19 protein-coding genes and 1 tRNA gene are annotated in these 19,670 nt (G+C 65.5%); 12 read left to right on the top strand and 8 right to left on the bottom strand.

Annotated features, from left to right (window positions below; all coding sequences use genetic code 11):
• Nucleotides 1-349 precede the first annotated feature (349 nt).
• From ptsN to KHO41_RS25745, 5 genes are all read left to right on the top strand, one after another.
• Nucleotides 350-805, top strand: coding sequence for a PTS IIA-like nitrogen regulatory protein PtsN (gene ptsN / locus KHO41_RS25765; protein ID WP_011296543.1), 456 nt, complete (start codon nt 350-352; stop codon nt 803-805).
• Between the two features lie 75 nt (nt 806-880).
• Nucleotides 881-1,852: an HPr(Ser) kinase/phosphatase gene (gene hprK, locus KHO41_RS25760; RefSeq protein ID WP_011296542.1), complete on the top strand. Its 972-nt coding sequence runs from the start codon at nt 881-883 to the stop codon at nt 1,850-1,852.
• A 176-nt stretch (nt 1,853-2,028) separates the two neighbouring features.
• Nucleotides 2,029-2,400 carry a PsiF family protein gene (locus KHO41_RS25755; RefSeq protein WP_211956087.1) on the top strand — a complete coding sequence of 124 codons (372 nt, stop codon included), beginning with the start codon at nt 2,029-2,031 and terminating at the stop codon, nt 2,398-2,400.
• Nucleotides 2,401-2,506: 106 nt separating this feature from the next.
• The gene (rapZ, locus tag KHO41_RS25750; RefSeq protein WP_011296540.1) at nt 2,507-3,391 is read left to right on the top strand and encodes an RNase adapter RapZ; all 885 of its coding nucleotides are present in this window, start codon (nt 2,507-2,509) and stop codon (nt 3,389-3,391) included.
• Nucleotides 3,392-3,504: 113 nt separating this feature from the next.
• Nucleotides 3,505-4,167, top strand: coding sequence for an LON peptidase substrate-binding domain-containing protein (locus KHO41_RS25745; RefSeq protein ID WP_211956086.1), 663 nt, complete (start codon nt 3,505-3,507; stop codon nt 4,165-4,167).
• Between the two features lie 22 nt (nt 4,168-4,189).
• Here the strand turns inward: KHO41_RS25745 and mutY are convergent, their stop codons facing one another.
• The 3 genes from mutY to mutM all read right to left on the bottom strand — a co-directional run bounded on the left by mutY (nt 4,190) and on the right by mutM (nt 8,514).
• A complete protein-coding gene (gene mutY / locus KHO41_RS25740) occupies nt 4,190-5,371 on the bottom strand; it encodes an A/G-specific adenine glycosylase (RefSeq protein WP_211956085.1) in 1,182 nt (393 codons plus the stop codon).
• 111 nt (nt 5,372-5,482) lie between these two features.
• Complete coding sequence (locus tag KHO41_RS25735) at nt 5,483-7,438, bottom strand: dynamin family protein (protein WP_211956084.1); 1,956 nt, start codon at nt 7,436-7,438, stop codon at nt 5,483-5,485.
• 221 nt (nt 7,439-7,659) lie between these two features.
• Entirely contained in the window at nt 7,660-8,514 is an 855-nt protein-coding gene (mutM, locus tag KHO41_RS25730; protein ID WP_211956083.1) for a bifunctional DNA-formamidopyrimidine glycosylase/DNA-(apurinic or apyrimidinic site) lyase, read from the bottom strand.
• A gap of 139 nt (nt 8,515-8,653) precedes the next feature.
• On the opposite strand from mutM, the gene KHO41_RS25725 reads away from it, so the two are divergent.
• The 7 genes from KHO41_RS25725 (at nt 8,654) to pth (ending at nt 14,754) form a co-directional block, all read left to right on the top strand.
• Nucleotides 8,654-10,504 carry a tetratricopeptide repeat protein gene (locus KHO41_RS25725; protein WP_211956082.1) on the top strand — a complete coding sequence of 617 codons (1,851 nt, stop codon included), beginning with the start codon at nt 8,654-8,656 and terminating at the stop codon, nt 10,502-10,504.
• Between the two features lie 83 nt (nt 10,505-10,587).
• The gene (gene lolB, locus KHO41_RS25720; protein WP_211956081.1) at nt 10,588-11,202 is read left to right on the top strand and encodes a lipoprotein insertase outer membrane protein LolB; all 615 of its coding nucleotides are present in this window, start codon (nt 10,588-10,590) and stop codon (nt 11,200-11,202) included.
• Nucleotides 11,199-12,089 (top strand): 4-(cytidine 5'-diphospho)-2-C-methyl-D-erythritol kinase, encoded by an 891-nt coding sequence (ispE, locus tag KHO41_RS25715; RefSeq protein ID WP_376989158.1) that lies wholly within the window; start codon nt 11,199-11,201, stop codon nt 12,087-12,089. The genes lolB and ispE overlap by 4 nt, the downstream gene beginning before the upstream one ends.
• Nucleotides 12,090-12,147: 58 nt before the next feature.
• Nucleotides 12,148-12,224, top strand: a tRNA-Gln gene (locus tag KHO41_RS25710).
• A gap of 94 nt (nt 12,225-12,318) precedes the next feature.
• Entirely contained in the window at nt 12,319-13,272 is a 954-nt protein-coding gene (locus KHO41_RS25705) for a ribose-phosphate pyrophosphokinase (protein ID WP_211947089.1), read from the top strand.
• Nucleotides 13,273-13,405: 133 nt separating this feature from the next.
• A complete protein-coding gene (locus KHO41_RS25700) occupies nt 13,406-14,017 on the top strand; it encodes a 50S ribosomal protein L25/general stress protein Ctc (RefSeq protein ID WP_211956080.1) in 612 nt (203 codons plus the stop codon).
• 137 nt (nt 14,018-14,154) lie between these two features.
• Nucleotides 14,155-14,754, top strand: a complete 600-nt coding sequence (pth, locus tag KHO41_RS25695) for an aminoacyl-tRNA hydrolase (RefSeq protein ID WP_211956079.1) — start codon at nt 14,155-14,157, stop codon at nt 14,752-14,754.
• Nucleotides 14,755-14,857: 103 nt separating this feature from the next.
• Here pth and KHO41_RS25690 read toward each other — a convergent pair whose 3' ends face one another.
• The 5 genes from KHO41_RS25690 to KHO41_RS25670 form a co-directional block, all read right to left on the bottom strand.
• On the bottom strand, nt 14,858-15,118 hold the full coding sequence (locus KHO41_RS25690; protein WP_011296529.1) for a YfhL family 4Fe-4S dicluster ferredoxin: 261 nt from the start codon (nt 15,116-15,118) through the stop codon (nt 14,858-14,860).
• Nucleotides 15,119-15,187: 69 nt separating this feature from the next.
• On the bottom strand, nt 15,188-15,673 hold the full coding sequence (gene coaD, locus KHO41_RS25685) for a pantetheine-phosphate adenylyltransferase (RefSeq protein ID WP_011296528.1): 486 nt from the start codon (nt 15,671-15,673) through the stop codon (nt 15,188-15,190).
• A 175-nt stretch (nt 15,674-15,848) separates the two neighbouring features.
• Nucleotides 15,849-16,493, bottom strand: coding sequence for a 16S rRNA (guanine(966)-N(2))-methyltransferase RsmD (rsmD, locus tag KHO41_RS25680; protein ID WP_211956078.1), 645 nt, complete (start codon nt 16,491-16,493; stop codon nt 15,849-15,851).
• A gap of 85 nt (nt 16,494-16,578) precedes the next feature.
• Nucleotides 16,579-17,934: a M16 family metallopeptidase gene (locus KHO41_RS25675; RefSeq protein ID WP_211956126.1), complete on the bottom strand. Its 1,356-nt coding sequence runs from the start codon at nt 17,932-17,934 to the stop codon at nt 16,579-16,581.
• A 43-nt stretch (nt 17,935-17,977) separates the two neighbouring features.
• A complete protein-coding gene (locus KHO41_RS25670; RefSeq protein WP_211956077.1) occupies nt 17,978-19,498 on the bottom strand; it encodes a M16 family metallopeptidase in 1,521 nt (506 codons plus the stop codon).
• Nucleotides 19,499-19,670 lie beyond the last annotated feature (172 nt).

Genomic DNA, 19,670 nt, shown 5'->3' with positions numbered 1-19,670 from the left:
GAAAAGGACTGATAAAAGCAAGCCGCGCCATGTAGCGCGGCTTTTTTGCGCCTGTTGCCCGCCAACTACGGCTGCCCGTGGCACAGATGTTCGCAACTGGCGCGTGGCGGTGTATGCTCTCTGAGACATGGCTGGTAGCGACTCCGGTGCGCTGGCCCTATCCCGGTGCGGCGGCACCAGCACGGGGGAGTAACGTACAGGACCCTGCGCTGCATTGCACAAGTCAAGGGAGTCGCTGCTCTATAATGGCCAAACGCCTGGCAAACCATGGTATCGCCATAAGCCGGCCCGCAGCCTTGCATGGCCGAGCAGTCCGAACTGCCTGCTAACTGAAATCCTCGCATCGCCCATGAATCGTTTGGCCAAACTGCTGCCACCCGGCAACATCAACCTCGACGTCAGCGTCACCAGCAAGAAGCGTGTCTTCGAGCAAGCCGGGCTCCTCTTCGAGAACAACCATGGCGTGGCGCGGGCGACCGTGACCGACAACCTGTTTGCGCGCGAGTCGCTCGGTTCGACCGGCCTCGGCGCCGGCGTGGCCATTCCGCATGGGCGCATCAAGGGACTGAAGCAGCCGCTCGCGGCGTTCATGCGGCTGGCCGAGCCGATCCCGTTCGAATCGCCCGACGGCAAGCCTGTCTCGCTGCTGATCTTCCTGCTGGTGCCGGAACAGGCCACGCAGCAGCATCTCGAGATCCTCTCGGAAATCGCACAGCTGCTGTCCGATCGCGACATGCGTGAAGGCCTCGCAACGCTGGCCACACCCGAAGAAGTGCATCAGCTCCTGACACAGTGGCATCCCTGACCCTTCCCCTGGGCTGGCAACAGACCGGACGACCGTAAAGCCCGGCACAGCCCCCCGCCCCGAAAGTCATACCGCATGGAACTCACCGGCGTCACCTCGCAGTCGATCTTCGACGACAACGCAGCCGACATCAAACTCTCGTGGGTGGCTGGCCTGGAAGGGGCCGACCGCGCCTTCGACGTGGAGTTTGCCCGCGAGGCCACCTCGGCCGCGGACCTCGTCGGCCACCTGAACCTGATCCACCCGAACCGGATCCAGGTCCTCGGCAAACCCGAAATCACGTACTACCAGCGCCTGGATGACGAAACGCGCAAGCGCCAGATGGGCGAGCTGATTCTGCTGGAGCCGCCCTTCCTAGTCGTGGCCGACGGCATGGAGCCGCCACCCGACCTGGAACTGCGCTGCACGCGTTCGTCCACGCCACTGTTCACCACGCCGGTGTCTTCCGCTGCGGTGATCGACCACCTGCGGCTGTACCTGTCGCGCATTTCGGCACCGCGCGTGACCATGCACGGCGTGTTCCTCGACATCCTCGGCATGGGCGTGCTGATCATGGGCGAGTCGGGTCTGGGCAAGAGCGAACTGGGCCTGGAACTGATTTCGCGGGGCCACGGACTGGTGGCCGATGATGCGGTGGATTTCGTGCGCCTTGGCCCCGATTTCATCGAAGGACGCTGCCCGCCGCTGCTGCAGAACCTGCTGGAAGTGCGCGGCCTGGGCCTGCTCGACATCAAGACCATCTTCGGTGAGACCGCCGTGCGGCGGAAGATGAAGATGAAGCTGGTCGTGCAGCTGGTGCGCCGCAATGACGGCGAGTTCGAACGCCTGCCGCTCGATTCGCAGTACCTCGACGTCCTGGGCTTGCCGATCCATATGGTCAAGATCCAGGTGGCGGCTGGCCGAAACCTCGCCGTGCTGGTCGAGGCCGCCGTGCGCAATACGATCCTGCGCCTGCGTGGCATCGACACGTTGCGCGACTTCATGGACCGCCAGCGCGCTGCCATGCAGGCCGACGCAGTCTCGCGCGGCCAGGGCCGTCTGCTCTGACCAGACATCGCGACTCGCTTTCAATTGCTTACATCGGCGTTGACAAATTGGTCAACGCGCTGGGGACGTGCTTCGTTTTGTGCTGTAATGGGCATCGAGCCCAGTCTGGAGCCGCTGCGCCAGCCGTCGGCCGGCAAAAGGTGGCCATGAAATTTTCCACAGCCAGGAGAGCAAGCATGAAAAAACTGATCGCGATGTGTGTGCTGGTGACGCCGCTGCTGGCCACTGGCGCAATGGCACAACCCGCACCACAAACCACACCTGCAACGCCCGCCATGCCGGCTGCACCGGGCCCGGGAGACAAGGCTGTCCCGGCATCTGCCGCCAAGGCGCCCACCGCGCAGCAGCAGAAGATGAAGGATTGCAACGCGCAGGCTGGCGACAAGAAAGGCGACGATCGCAAGGCCTTCATGAAGCAATGCCTCTCGGCCAAGGGTGTGCAACCGACCAAGAGCCAGCAGGAAAAGATGTCGGCCTGCAGCAAGGAAGGCAAGGGCAAGAAGGGCGACGAGTACAAGGCGTACATGAAGGAATGCCTGTCGAAGTAAGCCTCAGCCTCCGCTGATGAAATGGCGAACCGTGCGGTTCGCCATTTTTGTTTGCATCAGGCGCTGTCATGACGAGGCCATTGCCGGATGCTATGCTTCCGATGATATGCGCATCATTCTCATCACCGGCATCTCCGGCTCCGGCAAATCCGTCGCACTGAACGTGCTTGAAGATGCAGGCTTTTACTGCGTCGATAACCTGCCCGCTCAATTCATTCCCGACCTGGCTCGCTACCTCGCCAGCGAGGGTTACACGCATCTGGGCGTGGCCACCGACATCCGCAGCCGCGAATCGCTGGAACACCTGCCCGATACGGTCCGCGAACTGGCCGAAACGCACCAGGTCGAGGTCCTGTTCCTGACGGCCAGCACCGACGCACTGGTGCAGCGCTACTCGGAAACGCGGCGCCGGCACCCGCTGTCGATCCTGACCGACGGCGTGCCTGGCTCTGACGGCGAACCGGCGTTCAACGACCGGGCCCTGATGGAAGCGATCGAGATGGAGCGCGAACTGCTGAGCCCGCTGGCCGAGTCTGCGCACCGCATTGATACCAGCAACGTGCGCACCAATACGCTGCGAAGCTGGATCAAGGAGCTGATCCGCGAAGACAGCGAACGCCTGACGCTGCTGTTCGAATCGTTCGGCTTCAAGCACGGCGTACCGAGCGATGCCGATCTCGTCTTCGACGTGCGCTCGCTGCCCAACCCTTATTACGACCTCGCACTGCGCCCGCTGACCGGCCGCGACGGCCCCGTGATCGATTTCCTGCAGGCGCAGCCGATGGTGCTCGCCATGGCCGAAGACATCCGCGCCTATGTGGAAAAGTGGCTGCCGAGTTTCATTGCGGACAATCGCAGCTACCTGACCGTGGCGATCGGCTGCACCGGCGGACAGCACCGTTCGGTCTATATTGCGGAAAGGCTTGCCAACTATTTCCGGGCCCATGGTAATGTGCTGGTGAGACACCGCGAGCTCGCGCCGGCGACGTAGTCCGCTGCGCAGTCCGCCGGTGCCGCCAGGCATCTCTGACCCTGGCAGCCATGGCGGCCGCCGTATGCGATCTGGCGGCCGTTCCCTCGATTTAGCGGAATGGCAGCCATCGCATGTCCTCGACAGATCTTCTCCGTCACACCGCTCCCGCCGACGCAACGCCGCTGACGCTGGACGATCTCCCCATCTTCCCCCTGCACACGGTGCTGTTTCCGGACGGCCGCCTGCCGCTGCGCGTGTTCGAGAAACGCTATGTCGACATGGTGCGCAACTGCCTGCGCGATGCAGCGCCGTTCGGCGTGTGCCTGATCGCCAGCGGCGAGGAAGTGGCGCGCACAGGCCAGCAGACCGTGCCCGAATCGATCGGCTGCCTTGCCGAGATTGTCGACTGCAATATGGAGCAGCTTGGCGTGCTGCTGATCGAAACACGCGGACGCCAGCGTTTCCGTGTGATTGAACACCGCACGCGCGACGACGGGCTGATCGTCGCCAGCGCTGAACTGCTACCCGCCGACATCATCGACTGCAAGCTCGAACTGCTAGGCGAATGCCTGTCGGTGCTGCGACGGATCGTCACGCGGCTGCATGCCGAGCAACCCGACCGCATGCCGTTTGCCGAGCCCTATCTGTGGGACGACCCGAGCTGGGTCACCAACCGCCTGTGCGAACTGCTGCCCGTGCCGATGAAGGCCAAGCAGATGCTGATGGCATTGCCCGACGCGGGCATGCGCATCGAGATCGTGCACCGCTACATGCGGCAGCACCACATGGTGTAGGCGCTCTCGCCGCCTCGGAAGTTCAGAACAGCCCGCCGCGGGCCTGCGTCTCGAGCAGTTTGCGCACCGGCGCGGGCGTCCCGAGCGCGTCAAGATCATCGAGCGAGATCCAGCGCTGCGCCGGTCCGTCGTCCGGCTCGCGCAGCGACAGACCCTTCATGTCCACGCGGATCGCGCGGATCAGCAACCGGAAATGCGTGAAGACGTGGACCAGTTCGCCGGTCATGTCCGCACGCGACGGTTCGCCGAACGCGCGCGCGTAACCCAGCGCATCCTGCTCGGCGAGTTCCGCGTCGAACGGCACCGTGGCGACGGGCATCTCGGGCAGGCTCCACAGGCCGCCCCAGACGCCGCTGTCAGGCCGAAGCTGCAGCAGCACGTCGCGCCCGTGGCGCACCATGACCATTACGGTGCTGCGCTCAGGCACTGCCGCGCGCGGCTTGGGCGTGGGCAGCGTCGCGGTCAGGCCGTCGCGCCGCGCCACGCAATCCGCCGACAACGGACAGGCCGCGGCATCGGCCAGACAGGCCGGCTTGCCGCGCGAGCAGACGGTCGCGCCAAGGTCCATCAGGCCCTGCGTGTAGGCCACCATGTCCTCGGCCTGGTGCGGGCCCGGTGCGGGCAAAGCGGCGTCAGCCAACTCCCACATGCGGTTCTCGATCGCACGTTCGCCGGGATGGCCATGGATGCCGAAGAAACGCGCGAATACGCGCTTGACGTTGCCGTCGAGGATCGGCGAGCGCACGCCTGCACTGAACGCCGCAACAGCCGCCGCTGTCGATCGTCCAATGCCGGGCAGCGTGGCCAATACTGCGGGATCAGTCGGAAAGCGCCCGCCATGCTCGCTGACGACCTGCATCGCACAGCGGTGCAAATTCCGCGCGCGCGAGTAGTAGCCAAGGCCGGCCCACAGCGCCATCACCTGGTCGGCGGGCGCGGCGGCCAGCGCCTGCACCGTCGGCAATTGCGTGATGAAGCGCTGGAAATAGTCGATGACCGCGCTTACCTGGGTCTGCTGCAGCATGATCTCCGACAGCCAGATCCGGTACGGGTCGCGCGTGTTCTGCCAAGGCAGGTCATGCCGGCCGTGCACGCGCTGCCATTCGACCACGCGCGCGCCGAAATCGGCAGGAACGTGGATGGCGGACGGCATGGCAACGGCTTTGGTAGCGGGCGGGACAGCGGGGGCGGACTTGCGGGGCATCGGAGACGTTCAGGCGCTTGGGCTGCACGGCAGGCAAACAAGGCGCGGGCCGCACAAAAGAAAAGGCGCCGCACAGAGGCGGCGCCACATGATATACCGGACAGCCAGCGATCAGGCCACGGCGAGCTGCGTGGCCTCCGTCCCGGCGCCGTCCGGGCGGACGATGCGCTGTGCATACGTTTCGATTCGCCCGCTACGCTCATCGAGGCCGTTGAGCACCTCTTCCATATCGGCGATACGGCTTTCGAGCGTGTCGGTGGCCTCGTGGATGCGTTCGATCGAATCCACGCGGCGGCGCAGCTGCTTCTGGTGCTCGCGCACCTGTGCCTCCAGCGGCGTCATCACGGATTTGAGCCAGACTTCGATGTCGCGGTTCAGGTCGCGGAAATTCTCGAGCACGCGGCTAGCCATCGTATCGAACGCACCCTGCACCAGATGCGGCCGCGAACGCGTGAGCATGCTGACCGTGCCGAAGTGCGTCTGCACAAGCTGCAGGATCTCCTTCAGCTCGGCGACATAGCGCGTGGTCACGAACTGCATCGGCGCCGGCAGCGTGAAGCCATGCTCGGCATTGAAGCGCCGGTACATGCTTTCGATCAGCTGGTGCAACTGGCTGATCTTGTTGTCGGCGTCGGTAATCAGCGTGGTGAGCTGGCCGAACAGCGCATCCATGTCCTCGCGCAGGCCACGCGAAAAGAAGCGTTCCTTCATCTGCTCGCGCGAGTTGCGCATGGTGCTGCGCACGTCGCGCAGCTGCAGGCTCTTGATAATGTCGGCGCTGTGGCGACCGAATACGAGGCGCAATGCCTGGAACTTGCTGATGCTTTGCTCGAACTCTTCCTTCTCGCTCTGCACGCGCATCAGCATGTGCTTGACCATCGCATGGTTCTTGCCGCGCAGCCCGCGCAGTTCGAACAACTGTTCGACGATATCGCGACGGCGGCTCTGCAGCAGCTGCTGCGCGCCGCGCGCCATGTCCTGCACGGAACGGTGAACCTGGTCGGCGACGATCTCGCGCCGGCGCGGGATCAGCTGGTCCGACAGCACATGCTCGAAATTCGGCAGGCCGCTGCGCACGAGCAGTGTTTCGTCATGCGTGACCTTGGCGACCAGCCCCTTCTGCGCGGACACCGGGTAGACGCGGCTCTGTTCGATGCCGAGCACCTGCGCGGTCGAGGTGATCTGGCCCGAAATCTCCTTCGCAATCTCGGCCTGCGACTTGAGCGGATCCCACAGGCCGTCGATCTTGTTAAGGACGGCCAGGCAGCCACGGCGATGGCCGGCACCCACATGTCCGCGCCAGAGTTCGAGGTCGCTCTTGGTCACGCCGGCGTCCGCGGCCAGCACGAACACCACCACATGGGCGTCCGGGATCAGGCGCAGGGTCAGTTCGGGTTCGGTACCGATCGCGTTGAGTCCCGGCGTGTCGAGGATCACAAGACCCTGGCGCAAGAGCGGGTGCGGGAAATTGATGACCGCATGGCGCCAGCGCGAGATCTCGACCATGCCTTCGGCATCGACCGCATAGGCGGCATCGGGATCTTCCTCGTGATAGAGGCCCAGCGTTTCGGCCTGGGCCGGCGTCACGCGGATGGTCTCTACCACATGCTGGAAGGCTTCGAGCATGCCCTCGGGCGACGACGGGTCCAGCGGCACCGAGTGCCAGTGCGACGCGGACGTGCCGGCTTCGAGGAAGTCCGCGGTCGAGGCTTCCTGCAGCCGGGTTTCGATCGGCAGCAGGCGGATGCTCGGCGGCTCGTGCTCGTCGTAGCGCAGCTCGGTCGGGCACATCGTCGTGCGCCCCGCCGACGACGGGAGGATGCGGCGACCGTAGTCGGCGAAGAAGATCGCGTTGATCAGTTCGCTCTTGCCGCGCGAAAACTCGGCGATGAAAGCGACCTTGAGCCGGTCGCTGCGCAGCACGCTCTGGATGCGCTGCACGCGTTCGTCGGCCGTCGCATCGTAGAGGTCGTGCTGCTGCAGCCACGACTGGAATTCGGCCAGCGACTGGAGTACCCCGGTTCTCCAGGCCCCGTATTGTTCAAATTGGTGGGTGAGCGTTGTCATGGCGGCGGTTCGGCTGGGTTCGTGTCCGGCAAACTGGCGCAAGTGCCGATTCTGGACTTCGGCGTGTTTTTGTAACTTTTTATGACTGCGCACAAGATACAGGTTTCCGGGGTGCTTTTGTGGCGCTTTTGTGGAATTTGCGCCCCTTGGCGGCCGAGTGTTGCGCCGAGCCATCGACATGGCGCCGAGGCAAGCTCGGGGCCTCGCCAATACGCCGCGCTTCAGTGCTGGCAGTGCGTGCAGTAGAAGGTCGAGCGCTGGCCCTGGACGATCTGCCGCACCGGCGTGCCGCAAACCTTGCAGGGCTCTCCGGCACGGTCGTAGACGAAGCACTCGAGCTGGAAATAGCCGCTGGCGCCGTCACTGCCAACGAAGTCGCGCAGCGTGCTGCCGCCCCGCTCGATGGCCTGCGCCAGGGTTTCGCGCACTGCCTGCGCCAGCCGCTCGCAGCGCGCCAGGCTCAGCCGGCCGGCCGGCGTGGTCGGGCGGATGCCGGCGCGGAACAGGCTTTCGGAGGCGTAGATGTTGCCGACGCCAACGACGATATTGCCGGCCAGCAGCACGGTCTTGATCGCCGCGGAACGGCCGCGCGTATGGCGATGCAGCCAGCCGCCGTCGAAATGCGAATCGAACGGCTCAATGCCGAGGCCGCGCAGCAGTGGGTGGCCGGGCAGCATCGCTTCGCTGAGCGGACTCCACAGCACGGCGCCGAAGCGGCGCGGATCGCGAAAGCGCAGCACGATGCGGCTGCCGCCGGCGTCGTCCAGCACAAGGTCCAGGTGATCATGGGCGCCGGCCGGCGGCGCTTCGGGCAGTACGCGCAGCGTTCCGGTCATGCCGAGGTGGACCAGCAGCCAGCCGGCGTCGCCGGTGGCTTCATCGACGCACTCGAGCAGCAGGTATTTGCCGCGCCGCTCGATCCGCCGGACCAGGCGGCCGGCCAGGCGGGCCTCCAGGTCGTCCTCGACCGGCCAGCGCAGGCCGCGGTGGCGCACCGTCACGTCGGCAATACGCCGCCCCACAACATGCGGCAGCAGGCCGCGCCGGGTCACTTCGACCTCCGGCAATTCAGGCATCGAACCTCTCCGTTGGTTACCGCTCCAATTTCCTGCCGGGACCGTGCCAGACTGGCCGCGCCGGCAAGCAGCGCATTGTAGCGGCACGCTACAATGCCCCTATCATTCGAACGCCTGCGAGCGCCGGAGCAATCATCACATGTCGGACTTTTTTCCGGATCCTGTTGCCAGACCCGCCGCGAAGGCCCTCACTGTCCGCTCAGGCAAGTCCGCGGCGCCAGTGTCCCGCACCGGGCGCCACATCCGATCCCTGACCGCGGCCGCCTGCCTGGCGCTTGCCGCGGCCAGTGCTGTCCATGCCGCGCCCGCCCAGCCCGACACCGCGCCTGCCGGCGTGACCCTGCCCAGCGTCCCGCTGACCGGCGACATCATGTACCGCGTCATGGCGGCCGAGATCTCGCTGCAACGCGGGCTGGTCGGACCGGCCTACCGCACCTACACCGAACTGGCCCGCACCACGCGCGACCCGCGCTTTGCGCAGCGTGCGACGGAGATTGCCTTCAATGCGCGCATTCCGCAGCAGGCGCTCGACGCCGCGCGGCTGTGGGCCGATATCTCGCCGGCTTCGCCGGCGGCACGGCAGGTCCTCTCGACGCTGCTCGTGCTCAACGGCCGCTGGAGCGAAGCCCGGCCGCTGCTGTCGCAGCAATTGGCGAGCGTACCCGCCAACCACCGGGGCGAGAGCATCCTCCAGCTTCAGCAGCAAATGTCGCGCACGAGCGACCCGGCCGGCGCGGCCACCCTGTTGCAGGAGCTGACCCGCGACGACACGCGCCTGCCCGAGACGCACCTTGCCATCGCCCGCGCGCAGGAAATCGCCGGCAACACGCCTGGCGCACTGTCGGCGCTCGACGAAGCGCTGCGCCTGCGTCCCGACTTCGAACCGGCTGCGCTGATGGCGGCGGAGCTGCGGGCCGAAGACCAGCCCGACAAGGCGATCGCCGGCCTGCGCCGGTTCCTGGACAAGTCGCCGCGTTCCGTCAACGGACATATCACGCTCGCGCGCCTGTACCTGATGCGCAATGACATGCCCGCGGCGCGCCAGGAATTCGAAACGCTGCGCAAGGTGGCGCCGGCCGACCCGCGCGTACCGCTCGCGCTCGGGCTGACCAGCCTGCAGGCCAAGGAGTACGGCGAGGCCGAACAGTACCTGAAGGAATACCTGCAGCTCGCCGAAAAGGTGCCGACCGCGAACCCGGATATCGCCTTCCAGTACCTCGCGCAGATTGCCGAGGAGCGCAAGGACTACGCCGGCGCGATCCAGTGGCTCGAGCGCATCGAGGACAGCCGCCTGGCACCGGCCGCGGCGGCCAAGCGCGCACAGTTGCTCGCGCGCATGGGCAAGCTCGACGACGCCCAGGCCATCTTCGGCGACATGCTCAGCGATGCCGAGGACATCCCTGACCCGGCCCAGCGTACGCAGCGCATGACCGCCATCCGCCAGGCCGAGATCGCCACGCTGATGGAGACCAAGGCCTACGACCGCGCGCGCAAGGCGCTCGACGAACGCGTGTCGGCCGAGCCGGACAATGCCGACTGGATCTACGAACTCGCCATGCTCGACGAGCGGCAGAAGCGCTACGACAGCATGGAGCAAGGCCTGCGCCGCGTGATTGCGCTGCAGCCCGAGCAGAAGCAGGGGTACAACGCGCTTGGCTACTCGCTGGCCGATCGCAATGTCCGCCTGCCCGAAGCACGCAAGCTGCTCGAACGTGCTTCGGAACTGGGGCCGGATGATCCTTACATCATGGATAGCCTGGCCTGGGTGAAATACCGCATGGGCGAACTGCAGCCAGCGGCTGACCTGCTCAAGAATGCCTACGCCAAGGCCCCCGAAGCCGAGATCGGCGCGCACCTCGGCGAGGTGCTGTGGCAGCTCGGCGAGCGCGAAGAAGCGCGCAAGACCTGGACGGAAGCCGCCAAGATCGAGCCGGACAACGAAATCCTCATCGACACGCTGCGCCGCTACAACGTCCTGCTGTCCAAGTAAGCCCGGGCCCGTTCCGGTGAACGGGCCCCCGCATCCGTAACGAGCCGCCCCGCGCGGGCGGCGCGCTTTCCTGAATGCCGACCATGAACCGATCCCGCCGCCTGGCCCTGCTTTGCCTCGGCGCGCCCCTGCTGCTGGCGGCCTGCGCCAGCATTGCGCCCTCGCGCGGCTTCGATGCCGGCGAAGGCTCCGCCAGCCAGCACTACACCGGCCGCTTCTCGGCCAACTATGTCCGCTACGGGCGCGACGAAGGTGTGCAAGGCAGCTTCCGCTGGGAAGAACAGGGCCGCAACGTACGCCTCGACCTGCTGTCGCCGCTGGGCCAGACACTGGCCGTGGTCACGGCCACGCCATCGGGCGCGACACTGGATCTGCCCAACAAGCCGCCGCGCAATGCGCCCGAAGTCGACAGCCTGCTTGAGGAAGCGCTCGGCTTCGCGCTGCCCGTGGCCGGCATGCGCGACTGGCTGCACGGGCGGCCCGCGCCGGGCCGCCCGGCCAAATCCACGCGTGATGCCGAGGGTCGTCTTTCCACGCTGGCACAGGACGGCTGGAGCGTGCGCTATGTGGCCTGGCAGGAAGTACCATCAGGTACGCAAGCGCCTGCCCCGCGGCCGCGCCGCATCGATCTGGAACGCGACGGCGGCCCCACGCCGCTGGCCGTGAAGCTCGTGATCGATCCGGAGGACGCACCTTGACCGCAGCATTGATCGCAGCCCCCACCCTGCCGCCGCCGGAACTGCGCGACTGCCCGGCGCCAGCCAAGCTCAACCTGTTCCTGCACGTCACGGGCCGGCGCCCGGACGGCTACCACACGCTGCAGACGGTATTCCAGCTGGTCGACTGGTGCGACACGCTGCATTTCCGGCGCCGCGACGACGGCGTCGTGACGCGCACCACCGACATCCCGGGCGTGCCGGCAGAGACCGACCTGGTCGTGCGTGCCGCGCGCGCGTTGCAGCAGGCCACGGGCACGCGCTTCGGCGCCGACATCGCGATCGACAAGATCCTGCCGATGGGCGGTGGCATCGGCGGCGGCTCGTCCGACGCGGCCACGACGCTGCTCGCGCTGAACCACCTGTGGGGCCTGGGCCTGCCGCGCGCCGAACTCATGCGGATCGGGCTGGCGCTGGGCGCCGACGTGCCCGTGTTCGTATTCGGCGAGAACGCGTTCGCGGAAGGCGTGGGCGAGGAACTGACCCCCGTGGAACTGCCGGACAGCTGGTTCGTGATCGTCCATCCGAAACAGCATGTGCCGACAGCAGAAATTTTTTCGGACGAGTGCTTGACAAGGGACACACCCCTCTCCATAATTGCGGTCTTCGCTGCTTGCACAAACAAATTCTCTTTCGGTCGCAACGACCTGGAAGCGATAGCAACAGCGAAGTTCGGCGAAGTTGCCCGAGCCCTTGAATGGCTGAAGCAGTTTAATCAGCATGCAAGGATGACCGGTTCCGGAGCCTGTGTGTTTGCACGTTTTCCCGACGAGCAAACAGCGCAGAAGGTTCTGAAGCGGTTGCCTCCCGAGTGGGATGGCAGGTGTGTGCGCAGTCTGGCATGTCATCCGCTCGCAGCATTCGCGTAGCAAGTTATCGTTCGGCGCGGTATGGCAGTAGGTACCACGAAGAACGGCAAGGTTGTGTAGGGGAGTCGCCAAGTTGGTCAAGGCACCGGATTTTGATTCCGGCATTCGAAGGTTCGAATCCTTCTTCCCCTGCCATTACATTCCTATAGTGTCGTTACGACGCTCAGTATCAGTCACCGGTTTTTGCCGGTGACACCAAGCTCCCCCAGCAGCAAGACAGGTGCCCCGAATGAGCAGCGAAGGCTTGATGGTATTTACCGGCAACGCCAACCCCAAACTCGCGGAGGCTGTCGTACAGCACCTCGGCATTCCGCTGGGTAAGGCACTCGTAGGCCGTTTCTCCGACGGCGAAGTTCAGGTTGACATCCAGGAAAACGTTCGCGGCAAGCACGTCATCGTGCTGCAGTCCACCTGCGCGCCGACCAACGACAACCTGATGGAACTGATGGTGATGGTCGACGCGCTCAAGCGCGCCTCGGCACGCAGCATCACCGCCGCCATGCCCTACTTCGGCTATGCCCGCCAGGACCGCCGCCCGCGTTCGGCGCGCGTGGCGATCTCGGCCAAGGTCGTGGCCAACATGCTGGAAGTCGCTGGTGTCGAGCGCGTGCTGACGATGGACCTGCACGCTGACCAGATCCAGGGCTTCTTCGATATCCCCGTCGACAACATCTACGCATCCCCAGTACTGCTGGGCGACCTGCGCGAGAAGAACTACGGCGACCTGCTGGTCGTGTCGCCGGACGTCGGCGGCGTGGTCCGTGCCCGTGCGCTGGCCAAGGAACTGAACTGCGACCTGGCGATCATCGACAAGCGTCGTCCGAAGGCCAACGTGGCCGAAGTGATGAACATCATCGGTGAAGTCGATGGCCGCAACTGCGTGATCATGGACGACATGATCGACACCGGCGGCACGCTGTGCAAGGCGGCCCAGGTGCTGAAGGAACGCGGCGCGCAAAAGGTCTTCGCCTACTGCACGCACCCGGTGCTGTCCGGCGGCGCGGCTGCCCGCATCGCGGACTCGGCGCTCGACGAAGTGGTGGTGTGCGACACCATCCCGCTGTCGGAAGAAGCAGCCAAGTGCGGCAAGATCCGCCAGCTGTCGACCGCCCCGCTGCTGGCCGAAACGTTCACGCGTATCGTCAAGGGCGACTCGATCATGTCGCTGTTTGCGGGTTCCTGATAGAATTTAAAGCTTTGCTGCGCTGATGGCGGGTGTTTCCCGCAATCAGCGTGATGTGACCGGCGCACCAATTTCGCGTGCGCCACAACAAGGCTGTCTGGTCGCGGACGGCCTTCTTTACTTTGGAGTCATCATGAAAGTAGTCGCTTTCGAGCGTAGCGTACAGGGAACGGGTGCGAGCCGCCGCCTGCGCAATTCGGGCAAGACCCCCGGCATCATCTATGGCGGCGCCGCCGATCCGAAGATGATCGAACTGGATCACAACGCGCTGTGGCACGCCCTGAAGAAGGAAGCCTTCCACTCGTCGATCCTGGACCTGGAAGTCGCCGGCAAGTCGGAAAAGGCCCTGCTGCGTGCATTCCAGATGCACCCGTTCAAGCCGCTGGTCCTGCACGTCGATTTCCAGCGCGTGTCGGCCAACGACAAGATCCACGTCAAGGTGCCCCTGCACTTCATGAACCAGGAATCCGCTCCTGGCGTGAAGCTGGGCCACGGCCTGGTCAACCACATCGTGAACGACCTGGAAGTGTCGTGCCTGCCGGCCGACCTGCCCGAGTTCATCGAAGTGGACGTCGGCACGATGGAAGTGGGCCAGACCCTGCACCTGGCTGACCTGAAGCTGCCGAAGGGCGTGACCGTCGTGATCCACGGCGACGACAACCCGGCCATCGCCAGCATCTCGCTGCCGGCTGGTGCCGCTTCGGCTGCCGAAGGCGAAGGCGAAGGCGAAACGCCGGCTGCCTAAGCTGCCACGCAGCATTAGTATTGCGGCCTGGCCGCAAGACGGAAAAACCGCCGGTCATGCCGGCGGTTTTTTTTGGCGTATGCTTGGCGGCTGCGGAAACGACAGCACTGCTGCCGCCAACCAACCCTGTTCATCGCATGATCAAGCTCATCGTCGGCCTCGGCAATCCCGGTGCGGAATACGAGGCCACCCGCCACAACGCCGGCTTCTGGCTCGTGGACCAGCTTGCCCGCATGGGCGGCACCACGCTGCGCGTGGAAGGCCGTTTCCACGGCCTGGCCGGCCGCGCGCGCCTGTGGGATCAGGACATCTGGCTGCTCAAGCCTTCCACGTTCATGAACCGGTCTGGCCTGGCCGTGGTATCGCTGGCCCGCTTCTACAAGATCCTGCCCGACGAGATCGTCGTCGCGCATGACGAGATGGATCTGCCGCCGGGCGCCGCCAAGCTCAAGCGCGGCGGCGGCGCAGGCGGCCACAATGGCCTGAAGGACATTGCCGCCCATCTGACCACCCAGGAATTCTGGCGTCTGCGTCTCGGCGTGGGCCACCCGCGCAACCTGCCCGGCGGTGCCGGCGCGGGACGCGAGGATGTCGTCAACTTCGTGCTCAAGCCACCGCGCAAGGAGGAGCAGCAGGCAATCGACGAAGCGATCGACCGCAGCATCGATCCGCTCGGCCTGCTGGCCCGCGGCGATACGGAACGCGCCATGGCGCAACTTCACACGGTGGCGCGCTGACCCTGACGCCGCACGGCCGGTGCACGGCCGCCAAAAGCAAAGCCCCCGTTACCTCGCGGTGACGGGGGCTTTGTTCTTGTACCCTGCCGATTGCGCCGGGTGCTCAGGCCGCGTGCTTGGCGGCGGTCAGCAGCCGGTACCGTTGCATCAGGACCTCATGGGTCTCGACGCGGTTCGGGTCCTTGGGAATGCATGCAACCGGGCAAACCTGCTGGCACTGCGGTTCGTCGAAATGCCCAACGCATTCAGTGCACTTGTTGGGGTCGATTTCATAGATCTCGGGCCCCATCGAAATGGCTTCGTTCGGGCACTCGGGTTCACAAACGTCGCAGTTGATGCAGTCGTCGGTGATCAGTAGCGCCATGGTGTTTCCTTCCTGCGGACGCGCCCGCGCCCGAACTGGCCGCGGATCGACGCGTCTGAAACCCGTATTTTATTCCGGTTTGCTGATTTTCTCAGCGAGCCACCGCTCCACCGACGGGAACACGAACTTGCTGACGTCGCCGCCAAGCACGGCTATTTCGCGCACGAAGGTGCCGGAGATGAACTGGTACTGGTCGGACGGCGTCAGGAACATGGTTTCCACGTCCGGCAGCAGGTAGCGGTTCATGCCCGCCATCTGGAACTCGTACTCGAAATCCGACACGGCGCGCAGGCCGCGCACGATCACGCGCGCATTGTTCTTGCGGACGAAATCCTTGAGCAGTCCGGCAAAGCCCTCGACGCGCACGTTGGGGTAGTGGCCCAGCACTTCACGGGCGATGCTGATGCGCTCTTCGAGCGAGAAAAACGGGCGCTTGTTGGGGCTGTGCGCCACGCCAACCACCAGTTCGTCGAAAATGTTCGACGCACGGCGGACCAGATCCTCGTGCCCCCGGGTCATGGGATCAAACGTACCGGGGTAGACCGCGATGGCCATACTTCCTCCTTGATCTGCCCGCTGCCGGTCCTTTTCCGGACCGCCTTGCCTGCCGGCTGCCGACGGGTGGTTGATGCGTCGCGAGCGTTGTAACAGCGGCGTAGTGTAACCCTAAATCCGTGAATTGGAAGGCGTCGATCTGTGCGCCGCACCGTACCGTGTGCGGCTACCGGCGTTACGCAGCGCCCGCCTCGGCGCCGCGGTGCTGCAGAAGATGGAAGTGCACGGCACCGGCCCGCGCCTGGCGGACGATCTCCAGCGACGCCGGCACCGGTGCATCGGCACCAGTCAGGGAACGATCCGTCTCCACGTACACCGCGCCGCCAGGGCGCAGCAGCCGCGCGGCATGCTCGAGCGCCGGCCGCAGCCAGTCTTCGGCGAATGGCGGGTCCAGGAAAATCACGTCGAAGCTGGCATCCGGCATCTGCGCGGCAATCGCGAATGCGTCGCCCTGCACCACCCGCATGTGTGCGGCATCGAGCCGGTACTGGTTGTCGCGCAACTGCTTGGCGACACGCGGGTTGAATTCCACCAGCGTGACGGCTTCGGCACCGCGCGATGCCGCTTCGAAACCGAGTGCGCCCGAACCCGCAAACAGGTCCAGGCATTTCAGCCCGGCCAAGTCCTGGCCCAGCCAGTTGAACAGGGTTTCCCGCACGCGGTCGGGCGTCGGCCGCAAGCCTTGCGCATCGGGCACAGGCAGCAAGGTGCGCTTCCAGCGGCCACCGATAATACGGACCTGGGACGGCGCCTGACGTGGCGCCGGAGAAGACGATCGCCCGCTCGCGGCGGGCGATGGAGATCGGGTACGCGAATTCATGCCGTGATTGTAGAGCCTGTCGGCGCTTCAGCCATCACCGCCAACTGCGCTGCGTGCGGCAGGCCCCACACAAGGCGGCGCATGCTTACTCCGGGCCGCCGACGATCACCGTGGCCATCGCGTTCGGGTGAACGTGGCGCTGGAACGCCGCCTGCACCTGCTGGCGCGTGACCTTGCCGACCTGGCCCGTCCAGGTATCCAGATAGTCCAGCGGCAGCCCGTACCAGCCGATATTGGCCACATTCGTCAGCAGCTTGCGGTTGCTGTCGATGCGCAGCGGGAAACCGTTGACGAGATTGTCCTTGGCCGCCTTGAGCTCGGCCTCGGTCGGGCCTTCGTTGACAAAGCGGGTCAGCACCTGCCGCACCAGCGCCAGCGCCTCGTTGGTTTGTTCCTTCTTGGTCTGCAGGCTGATGCCGAACGGACCCGCCTGCTTGGACGGCGCGAAATAGCTGTCCACACCGTAGGTAAGTCCGCGCTTCTCGCGCACTTCATCGGTCAGGCGCGAGCTGAAGCCGCCGCCGCCCAGCACGTAGTTGCCGACCAGCAGCGCGAAATAATCGGGATCGCCGCGCGCCATCGACGGTTGGCCGGTCACCACCGCGGCCTGCTGGGCCGGATGCGGCACGCGCTGCTCGCTGGCCGGGATCGTCATCTGCACCTGCGGCATGGTCGGCGCCGCACTGCCCGGCGGCAGTCCGTTGGTCAACTTCTCGGCGATCGCCTCGGCCTGCTTGCGGTCGATCGCGCCGATCAGCGTGATCACCGCACGCGACGCACCGTAGTTGTCGCGCCAAAACTTGACGATGTCATCGCGCGAGATCGATTCCACCGACGCCGGCGTGGCCGACACGCCGTACGGATGGCCCGGGTACATCGCCTTGGCCAGCGCCTTGTCGGCGATCACGCCGGGCTTGGCATCGGCTTCACGGATCGCACTGATCAGGCGCTGCTTCTCGCGCCCGACAACTGCATCCGGATAGGTCGGTGCCTGGATCAGCTGCATGGCCAGCGCCACGGACTGGTCGAGTTCCGGCTGCGCGGTCAGCGTGCGCATGCCGATGCCGCCACGGTCGCCCCCGGCCGCGCCGCCGAAGACAGCGCCGGTATCGGCAAAGGCGTCGGCGATCTGCGCCTCGTCGCGGGCCGGCTGGCCGTTGCGCGCGGCAGCGCCCTTGTCGAGCAGCGCCGCCGCGAGCGTGGCGAGTCCGGCCTTGCCGGACGGGTCATAGCGGCTGCCGGCATCGAAATCGACATTGATATCGAGCATCGGGATCGACGGGCTGTGCACGTAGAACACCTGCGCGCCGGTCGATGCAGTCCAGTGTTCGATGGGAATGGCAGCCAGCGCGCATTGCGTCGCCAGCAGCGCCAGTGCGCCCAGGGCTGCACCGGCCAGCCGGCGCAGCGCGCGCGGCGAAAGAATGGTCGTCTCGCTCATCTCACTGATCTCGCTCATTTCCGACAGGGACATGCGTGGCTCCTCAGTGGCGCAGGCCTTCGGGCGCCTTGGCCTTGGGCTTGTTGGGATCGATCGGCTGCGGCAACAGCGTGGCCACGGTCAGGTTGTCGTCGGTGAAATACTTGGCGGCCACGGCCTGGACCTGCGCCGACGTGACCTCCTTGATCTTGTCGAGGATGCGGTCAATATTGCGCCACGAGATATCGGAGATCTCCGCCACGCCGATCTCCATGCCCTGGCCGAACACGGAATCGCGCTTGTAGATCTGGCTGGCCACGACCTGCGCCTTGACGCGCTTGAGCTCTTCGGGCGAAACACCGTTTTTGGCGATACGCTGGATTTCCTCGCGCAGCGCAGCTTCGATCTGGTCGGTGGTATGGCCATCGGCCGGCGTGCCGTCGAGCACGAACAGCGAATTGCCGCGGTTGATGCTGTCGTAGCCGACGTTGACGTCGTCGGCCAGGCGCTGCTCGCGCACCAGTTCGCGCGTCAGGCGCGCGTTGTCGTAACCGTTGAGCACCGCGGCCAGGACTTCGAGCGCATAGGGATCGACGTCCTTCTCCACGTCGCGCAGGCGCGGCACCTTGTAGGCCATCACCATGTACGGGTTCTCGGCCGGGGCCTTGACCCAGACTCGCTTGATGCCCAGTTGCGGCGGGTCGATCTGCTCCTTGCGCAGCGGCAGCGGGCGCGGCTTGAGCTTGCCGTAGTAGCGCTCGGCCAGGGCACGGACTTCGGCCGGATTGACGTCGCCGGTCACGATTACCGTGGCGTTATTCGGCACGTACCAGCTCCGGTACCAGGACTGGACGTCTTCCAGGCGCATATTGACGAGGTCGTCCATCCACCCGATCACCGGATGCCGGTACGGCGCGGCGACATAGACGTTGGCCAGCAACTGCTCGTAGACCGTGCCGCGCGCGGAGTCGTCGGTGCGCAGGCGGCGCTCTTCCATCACCACCTTCATCTCGCGGTCGAACTCGCCCTTGTTGAAGATGAGGTTCGCCATGCGGTCGGCTTCGAGCTCCATCATCTTCGGCAGGTACTGCTTGCCGATCTGCTGGTAATACAGCGTGAAGTCGCGGTTGGTCATGGCGTTCTCGCGGCCGCCCAGCGCGGCGACCTGCTTGGAGAATTCGCCCACGCCGACCTTCGGCGTGCCCTTGAACATCATGTGTTCGAGCATGTGGGCAACACCGGTGGTGCCGCTGACCTCGTCAATGCCGCCGACGCGGTACCAGATCTGGTGCGCCACCGTGGGCGCGCGGTGGTCTTCCTTGACGATCAGGCGCAGTCCGTTGGACAGCTTGTATTCCGTGGTGCCCTGTGCCGTGGCGTCGACCGGGGCGGTCTGCCCGGATGGCATGGGCGAAGCGACGGTGCGAGGCGCCTGCGCGCCGGCAGTCCAGGGCAGCGCGGCCAGCAGCAGGACCGGCAGCGCCCGCCGTGCCAGGCGTTCCAGGCGCGCCCGGCATTCGGCAGGGGCGGGAATGGGTTCAGGGCGGGTACCGCCCGTTCCGGTCACGATAGTGCGATGGTCCATGCAACCCCGTCTGTTAGAATTTTGCCGATCGATTCATGTGCTCATGAATCCGCTGTGTTACGAACTATACGCAATAGCGGCAACGCACCACAACGACAGGCTGACGGTGCGAGCGGATATTGCGTACGGCCCGGATGATTAACGCGCCGCCGGACGGCGGCCGATCCTGACG

The organism is Cupriavidus numazuensis, from assembly GCF_905397435.1.
In the GTDB taxonomy this organism is placed as follows: Bacteria; Pseudomonadota; Gammaproteobacteria; order Burkholderiales; family Burkholderiaceae; genus Cupriavidus; species Cupriavidus numazuensis.
Note: the sequence above shows the minus strand (reverse complement) of the source record. Positions and strands in the feature narration are given on the sequence as shown.

What these genes read in the sequence shown, in the direction of transcription:
- ptsN (WP_011296543.1), top strand. Translation starts at nt 350, where the DNA reads ATGAATCGTTTGGCCAAACTGCTGCCACCCGGCAACATCAACCTCGAC.
- hprK (WP_011296542.1), top strand. Translation starts at nt 881, where the DNA reads ATGGAACTCACCGGCGTCACCTCGCAGTCGATCTTCGACGACAACGCA.
- KHO41_RS25755 (WP_211956087.1), top strand. Translation starts at nt 2,029, where the DNA reads ATGAAAAAACTGATCGCGATGTGTGTGCTGGTGACGCCGCTGCTGGCC.
- rapZ (WP_011296540.1), top strand. Translation starts at nt 2,507, where the DNA reads ATGCGCATCATTCTCATCACCGGCATCTCCGGCTCCGGCAAATCCGTC.
- KHO41_RS25745 (WP_211956086.1), top strand. Translation starts at nt 3,505, where the DNA reads ATGTCCTCGACAGATCTTCTCCGTCACACCGCTCCCGCCGACGCAACG.
- mutY (WP_211956085.1), bottom strand. Translation starts at nt 5,371, where the DNA reads ATGCCCCGCAAGTCCGCCCCCGCTGTCCCGCCCGCTACCAAAGCCGTT.
- KHO41_RS25735 (WP_211956084.1), bottom strand. Translation starts at nt 7,438, where the DNA reads ATGACAACGCTCACCCACCAATTTGAACAATACGGGGCCTGGAGAACC.
- mutM (WP_211956083.1), bottom strand. Translation starts at nt 8,514, where the DNA reads ATGCCTGAATTGCCGGAGGTCGAAGTGACCCGGCGCGGCCTGCTGCCG.
- KHO41_RS25725 (WP_211956082.1), top strand. Translation starts at nt 8,654, where the DNA reads ATGTCGGACTTTTTTCCGGATCCTGTTGCCAGACCCGCCGCGAAGGCC.
- lolB (WP_211956081.1), top strand. Translation starts at nt 10,588, where the DNA reads ATGAACCGATCCCGCCGCCTGGCCCTGCTTTGCCTCGGCGCGCCCCTG.
- KHO41_RS25705 (WP_211947089.1), top strand. Translation starts at nt 12,319, where the DNA reads ATGAGCAGCGAAGGCTTGATGGTATTTACCGGCAACGCCAACCCCAAA.
- KHO41_RS25700 (WP_211956080.1), top strand. Translation starts at nt 13,406, where the DNA reads ATGAAAGTAGTCGCTTTCGAGCGTAGCGTACAGGGAACGGGTGCGAGC.
- pth (WP_211956079.1), top strand. Translation starts at nt 14,155, where the DNA reads ATGATCAAGCTCATCGTCGGCCTCGGCAATCCCGGTGCGGAATACGAG.
- KHO41_RS25690 (WP_011296529.1), bottom strand. Translation starts at nt 15,118, where the DNA reads ATGGCGCTACTGATCACCGACGACTGCATCAACTGCGACGTTTGTGAA.
- coaD (WP_011296528.1), bottom strand. Translation starts at nt 15,673, where the DNA reads ATGGCCATCGCGGTCTACCCCGGTACGTTTGATCCCATGACCCGGGGG.
- rsmD (WP_211956078.1), bottom strand. Translation starts at nt 16,493, where the DNA reads ATGAATTCGCGTACCCGATCTCCATCGCCCGCCGCGAGCGGGCGATCG.
- KHO41_RS25675 (WP_211956126.1), bottom strand. Translation starts at nt 17,934, where the DNA reads ATGAGCGAGACGACCATTCTTTCGCCGCGCGCGCTGCGCCGGCTGGCC.
- KHO41_RS25670 (WP_211956077.1), bottom strand. Translation starts at nt 19,498, where the DNA reads ATGGACCATCGCACTATCGTGACCGGAACGGGCGGTACCCGCCCTGAA.